Source organism: Rathayibacter sp. AY1A5, from assembly GCF_002930875.1.
In the GTDB taxonomy this organism is placed as follows: Bacteria; Actinomycetota; Actinomycetes; order Actinomycetales; family Microbacteriaceae; genus Rathayibacter.
In genome coordinates this window covers 1-3,260 of the sequence record NZ_PSTM01000046.1, presented here as the reverse complement: position 1 = coordinate 3,260, position 3,260 = coordinate 1, and the positions used below count along the sequence as shown (strand labels likewise).

The window sequence follows — 3,260 nt, the reverse complement described above, 5'->3', positions numbered from 1 at the left end:
GGGCAGGAGAGGACGCGGACGGAGAGGACAGAGCAGGGCCGGAGAGGACGGGGCAGGAGAGTGCCGCCGCCCGCCGCGTCCGTCGGCACTCTCCTGCCCCGTCCTCTCCGGCCCTGCTCTGTCCTCTCCGTCCGCGTCCTCTCCTGCCCCGTCCGGTCAGGAGCGCCCCGCCGCGGCGACCGCTCCACTCCGCCCGTGCCCCCGCCCGTGCCGCCGCCCGACCTCACCGGATGCCGCTGCGCGCGAACCCCTGCACGAAGTAGCGCTGGAAGCACAGGAACAGCAGCACCATCGGCAGCACCGACACCAGCGCCAGCGCCATGCTCGCGCTGTAGTCCGGCGTCGACTGGCCCTTGAGGTAGAGCAGGCCGATCGGCAGCGTGAACAGCTCGTTGTCCTTCAGGGCGATCAGCGGCCAGGTGAAGTCGTTCCAGCTGCCGAGCAGAGTCAGCAGGATCAGGACGGCGATCAGCGGCTTCGAGAGCGGCAGCACGATCTGCAGGAACACCCGCAGGTGGCCGGCGCCGTCGATCCGCGCCGCCTCGATCAGCTCCTCCGGGATGGAGAGGAAGAACTGCCGGGCGAGGAAGATCCCGAAGGCCGCCGCTGCTCCGGGCAGGATCACCGACCAGTAGGTGCCGTAGATCTGCAGTCCGGTCACGAGCTTGAACTGCGCGACCATGATCGCCTGCACCGGGATCATCATCGTGGCCAGTGCGAGCAGGAACAGCAGGTTCCGCCCGGGGAAGCGCAGCCGCGCGAAGCCCCAGCCGGCCAGCAGGTTCACCACGACGGTGAACACCGTGACGAACGCCCCGATCACGACCGAGTTGACGAACCACTCGCCCACGGGGAAGCGCGCGAACACCGTCGCGAAGTTCTCGAACGAGATCTCGCTCGGCCAGAAGCGGGGCGGGCCGGGCGCGAACACCTCGCCGCGCGGCGAGAAGGCGATGACGAGCATCCAGTACAGCGGGAAGAACACGACCGCCGAGGCGACGATCGCGACGACGAGGCGGACGACGAGTCCGGAGCGGGAGCCGTCGCGGCGAGAGGGACGCCGGCGCGGGGTCTCGCGGGCGGTGGCCGCGGCGACCGCGGCGGGCGTGGTGACGGTGGAGGACGACATGAGGGCTCCTAGTCGACGAGGTCGCGCGTACGGCTCGTGCGCCACTGCAGGTAGGTGAAGGCGAGGGAGACCATCAGGATGACGACGCCGAGCGCGGCGCCGTAGCCCTGCTCGCGGACCTGGAAGCCGTTGCGGTACGCGTAGGTGCCGAGCACCGACGTGGAGAAGCCGGGGCCGCCGCCCGTCATCACGAAGACGATGTCGAAGACCTGGAACGAGGCGATCACGTTCATGATCAGCAGGAAGAAGGTGGACGGGCCGACCAGCGGCACCGTCAGTGCGCGGAACTGCTGCCAGCGCGTCGCTCCATCGATCCGCGCGGCCTCGTAGAGCTCGGGCGAGACGCTCTGCAGGCCGGCCAGGTAGATCACCATGTTGAAGCCGATCCGCAGCCACACCGCGGTCAGCATCACCGAGATCATCGCCGCGGAGCCGTCCGACTGCCACGCGACCGGCGAGGCGCCCAGCGAGCTCAGCACCTTGTTCACGATGCCCGAGGACTCGCTGAAGATCGTGACCGCGATCATCCCGGAGGCGACGCCCGAGATCACCAGGGGCAGCACGATCACCGTGCGGAAGATCCCGCGGGCGGGCAGCACGGAGTTGAGCAGCACGGCCAGGCCGAGGCCGCCGGCGAGCTCGAGCGGCACGGTGACCGCGGTGAAGAGGAGCGTGTTGCCCAGGCTCTGCCAGAACACCGGGTCGGCGCCCATCCGCAGGTAGTTCGCGAAGCCGACCCACTCGGGCGTGCCGAAGCCGCGCGACTCCTGGAACGAGAGCTGGATCGCCCAGAGGATCGGCACGAACAGGAACAGCGCCATCAGGAGCAGGTTCGGGCCGACGAAGCCGAAGCCGGCGAGGGCCTCGCGCCTGCGGGCCGACCGCGGCCGGGCGGAGGAGCCCGCTCGGCCGCGGAGGGTGGTGGCGGTCATCAGCTGGTCGCCTGCTGGATGGCCGCGTCGAGGCCGGAGAGGGTCTCCTCGGTGCTGCGTCCGCCGACGAACGCCTCCTCGAGCTGGTCCTGCATCGCGACGGAGATCTTCGCGAGGAACGGCGAGGTGAGCTGCTGCACGTCGCGCGGCGTGATCGTCGCGGCCTGCTCGACGAAGACTGGCATCACGTCCGGGCGCACCGCGAAGTCGATCGACGCGGGGTCGATGTCGGACCGGGTGGGCAGCTCGTTCGTCGCCGCGCAGAACTCGGCCATGGTGTCGGCCTGCGTCATGAACGAGAGGAACTCGGTCGCGAGCTCGGGGTCATCGGTGTCGGCCGTGGCGACGAGGGCGTTGCCGCCGAGGTCGGTCGCGCCGCGCTCGTCGACGGGCATCGGCGTGGCGGTCCACTCGAAGTCGGCGAGGTCGTCGATGTCCGGCACGAGGAAGGACCCGGCGAAGGCCATCGCCGCGGTCTGCTCCGTGAAGAAGGAGTCGGCGTAGGTGGCGGACTTCACCGAGCTGGTCGGCGGGACCCAGTCGTTGTCGAAGAAGCTCTTCGTGAAGTCCAGCGCCTTCGCGCCGGCGGCGGAGTCGATCGCCGGAGTGGTGCCGTCCTCCTCCAGCAGCGTGCCGTCGGCCTCGAACAGCCAGCTCAGCCAGCGGGGCGTGCCGCCGAGCTGCCAGTTGTAGACGAACGGGTACTGCTCGGCGGGCAGGCTCGCGCGCAGCTTCGCGGAGGCGTCGGCGAACTCCTCCCAGGTCCACGCCTCGTCGGTGGTGGTCGGCACGTCGGTGATGCCGGCCGCCGCGAGCAGCTGCGTGTTCACCAGCAGCGCCGACACGTCGGTCTGGTGCGGGACGCCGTAGGGCTTCCCCTCGAAGGAGACGGCCTCCTGGAACGCGGGCGTGAAGGAGTCGAAGTCGTCGATCCGGTCGGTCAGGTCGAGCAGCTGCTCCTGGCTGGAGTAGACGCCGAGGTTGCCGTAGTCGACGCGGAACACGTCGGGGGCCTCGCCCGACGACAGCTGCGCGTCGATGTTGCTGAACATCTGGTCGTAGGGGACGACGTTGAGCTCGACGCTCGCCCCCTCGTGCTCGGCCTCGAAGTCGGTGATCAGCGACTCGAAGGCCGCCTGCTCGGACTCGCTGGCCCAGGTGGTGAAGGTGATCGAGTCGGCGTCGGCCGAACCGCCGCC

At 69.8% G+C, this 3,260-nt stretch carries 3 protein-coding genes; all 3 read right to left on the bottom strand.

Features of this window, described 5'->3' with window-relative positions; genetic code table 11:
• Positions 1 to 223: 223 nt before the first annotated feature.
• The gene (locus C5B98_RS16465) at positions 224 to 1,129 is read right to left on the bottom strand and encodes a carbohydrate ABC transporter permease (RefSeq protein WP_104225206.1); all 906 of its coding nucleotides are present in this window, start codon (positions 1,127 to 1,129) and stop codon (positions 224 to 226) included.
• Positions 1,130 to 1,137: 8 nt separating this feature from the next.
• On the bottom strand, positions 1,138 to 2,061 hold the full coding sequence (locus C5B98_RS16460; RefSeq protein ID WP_104225205.1) for a carbohydrate ABC transporter permease: 924 nt from the start codon (positions 2,059 to 2,061) through the stop codon (positions 1,138 to 1,140).
• Positions 2,061 to 3,260 (bottom strand): sugar ABC transporter substrate-binding protein (locus C5B98_RS16455; RefSeq protein ID WP_104328122.1); only part of this gene is annotated, 1,200 nt, incomplete at its 5' end. The genes C5B98_RS16455 and C5B98_RS16460, both read right to left, overlap by 1 nt.

Excerpts from the sequence above, each read along its gene's own strand:
- C5B98_RS16465 (WP_104225206.1), bottom strand. The coding sequence starts at position 1,129 with ATGTCGTCCTCCACCGTCACCACGCCCGCCGCGGTCGCCGCGGCCACC.
- C5B98_RS16460 (WP_104225205.1), bottom strand. The coding sequence starts at position 2,061 with ATGACCGCCACCACCCTCCGCGGCCGAGCGGGCTCCTCCGCCCGGCCG.